The 2,906-nt window shown below is 75.3% G+C and carries 2 protein-coding genes; both read right to left on the reverse strand.

What is annotated here, in order from left to right; all coding sequences use genetic code 11:
* The coding region (locus tag BZL64_RS33505; RefSeq protein ID WP_107430393.1) for an ABC transporter permease subunit at positions 1 to 1,722 on the reverse strand (1,722 nt) is incomplete at its 3' end.
* A gap of 3 nt (positions 1,723 to 1,725) precedes the next feature.
* A partial coding sequence (locus BZL64_RS33510) for an ABC transporter substrate-binding protein (RefSeq protein WP_086772865.1) occupies positions 1,726 to 2,906 on the reverse strand: 1,181 nt, incomplete at its 5' end.

Genomic DNA, 2,906 nt, shown 5'->3' on the forward strand with positions numbered 1-2,906 from the left:
GGCCGTCCTCACCCCCGCCGCTGTCACCGCGAGGGCTCCCAGCAGCGCGAGGACGGCGGCGGGGGTGAGGACGGCCCAGGGGGCGCGTTCGGCGTAGGGCTGGTTCTCGGCGAGGAGGAGGCCCCACTCTGGGGTCGGCGGCTGGGCGCCGAGCCCGAGGAAGCTCAGCGAGGCGAGCGCGAGGGCGATGCCGGGCAGGCGCAGGACGGCGTGGCGGGTGACGGACGGCAGGACGGCGGGGAGGAGTTCGCTCCTCAGCAGGTACGACCGGCTGGCACCCAGTGCGCGGGTGGCGCTCACGTGGAGGGTGGCCCGCTCCTGACCGAGCAGCGCGGAGGTGTGCGCGGCCAGGGGTGCCCACGCCACGACGGCCACCGCGAGGACGGGCGTGCCGGCGCCGCTGCCCCAGACGGCGGTGACCAGGAGGGCGGCGAGGACGGGCGGGACGGCGTTGACGGTGTCGACCAGTGGTGCGGACAGTGCGGGCAGGCAGCCGAGGAGTACGCCGGCGAGCCAGGCGAGGGCGCTGATGGCGAGAGCGAGCAGCAGGGTGTCGAGGGCCCCGTGGGCGACTCGGGCGAGGACGTCCCGGCCGAGGGCGTCGGTGCCGAAGGGGTGGGTGAGGGAGGGTGCTTGGAGGCGGGCGACGGTGTCGAGGGCGAGAGGGTCGCGGGGCAGGCCGAGTGCGACGACGCCGGACAGCAGAAGACCGTATGCAATAGGCAGGATCCTGCGGACGGTCGGCGGTGGTGGCGGTGTCGGCCGGTGCAGGCTCCGCAGGGCGCCGTCGCGCAGAGCGGAGCCGATGAGCCGGCGGGCGGTGAGGCGGGCGGCGGCCGTGGTGACGGCGCCGAGGAGGACGAGCAGGAGGGTGCCGGCCTGGAGGACGGGCAGGTCCTGGGCGATGGCCGCCTGGAGGGTGGTGCGGCCGAGGCCGGGGATGTCGAAGATCTGCTCGACGGCGACGGCGCCGCCGGTGAGGCCGACGACGAACAGCCCGAGGTTGGGCAGCAGTCCGGGCACACAGCGGCGGAGCGCCTTGCGGGCGACGGTGCGGCCGGGCAGTCCGCGGGCGGTGGCGGCCAGAGCCCAGGGTTCGTCGAAGGCGCCGGGGAGTTGGTCGTCGAGGAGGCGTCCGAGGACCGCGCCGGCGGGCAGGCCGAGGGCGAGCGCGGGGAGCACCGTCCACTGGGGGCCGTACCAGCCGACGGCGGGCAGCCAGCCCCACCGCACGCCCACGACGGTGGCGAGCACGGAGGCGATGAGGAACTCGGGAAGGGCGGCGAGCACCGCCGAACCCGATCCGCCCGGCGGCCGCCCGGCGAGGCGGCGTCGCGCTCCGAGGTGGAGGGTGCGGGCGCACACGGCGGCGGCCGTGGCGAGGGCGACGACAAGGGCCACCGCCATCAGCAGGAGCGAGGCGCCGAGGGCCCCGAGCACGTCGGGCGCGACCTCGGAGCCGGATATCCACGAGTGTCCGGCGTCCCCGCGCGGCAGCCCGGCGAGCCACCGGCCGAGCAGGCGCAAAGGACCGTCCTCCAGGCCCAGTTGGGCGCGGATGTCGGCGAGCACCTCGGGTGTGGGGTCACGGTCGGCGGACCGGACCTTGAGCACGGTGAGTGCCGGGTCGGTGTGCGAGAGCCAGGGCAGCAGCCCGATCCCGCACACCAGCAGCGCGGCCAGTCCGGCGCGCCACAGCAGCACGCCCACGGTCTTCCTCATGGATCAGCGCCGGGTCCCGGTGCCGACGAGGGTGCGCTCGTAGGGGTCGAGGAGCACGCCGCTCACCTGGGGGGCGACGCCGGTGATGACGCGCTGGTGGACCAGGGGGACGACGGCGTCGGTGCGCAGGATCGCGGCCTCGGCGGCCATGGCGGCGTCCTGCCGTCGGGCGGTGTCGGCGGTGCGTTCGGCCTTCGCCACGGTCGCGTCGACGGACTTGTCGCAGAGCTGGGCGATGTTGAATCCGCCCGCGCAGGTGTAGTCGGCGGCGAGGGCTGCGACGGGGTCACCGGTGTCGACGAGGGTGTTGCGGGCGAGCACGAAGGCGTCGAATTTTCCGGCGAGGGCGTCGCTCTCCAGCCGCGCGTACTCGCTCACCTTCAGTTTCACCGTGAACCCGGCCTTCTCCAGCTGCTGCTTCAACACCTGGGCTACTTCGGGGAGTTCGGGCCGGTTGTCGTAGGTGGCGAGCGTGACGGAGGTGCCGGCGGGCTTGCCGGGCCGGGCATTCGTGGTCGGCGGTACGCGCTTGCCCGCTGCCCAGGTGACGGCGGGGCCGTAGATGCCGGCGCCGGCATCGGCGTGCTTTTCGTAGACGCCTTCCGCGAGGGCCGAGGTGTTGACGGCCGCGCGGGCGGCGGCGCGCAGCGAGGCGTCCTTGAAGGCGCCGGACCGTGCGTTGAGGAGGAGGCTCGTGGTGCGGGTGGTGGCGGTCTCGCGGCGGGTGTCGGCGTCGAGGGTGGCGGCCTGGGCGACGGGTATCGCCTCGGCGAGGTCCAGCCGGCCGCTGCGCAGCGCGTTGGTGCGGGCGGTGCCGTCGGCGATGAAGCGGGCGTCGATGCCGGAGGCCTGGGCACGGCCGCCCCAGTAGTCGTCGAAGCGGTCGAGGCGGGCGCCGGTGCTGCCCTCGACGTCGGTGAGTTCGAAGGGGCCGGTGGCGGTGCCGGCCGGGTCGGCGGCGCCCTTCGCGTCGTATGCCTTCGGGGAGAGGATCGCCAGGCTGGGGCTGGACAGGCGCAGCGGCAGGACGGGGTCGGGGGCGTCCGTCGTGACGCGGACGGCACCCGCACCCTCGGCCTGGGCGGTGAGGGTCACTCCGGAGAGGGCCGCCGGGGCGGGCTTGGCCTCGGTGGCGTGGGTGAGGGAGGCGGCGACGGCGGCCGGGGTGACGTCGGTGCCGTCCT

It is taken from the genome of Streptomyces bobili, assembly GCF_002154575.1.
Taxonomy (GTDB): domain Bacteria; phylum Actinomycetota; class Actinomycetes; order Streptomycetales; family Streptomycetaceae; genus Streptomyces; species Streptomyces bobili.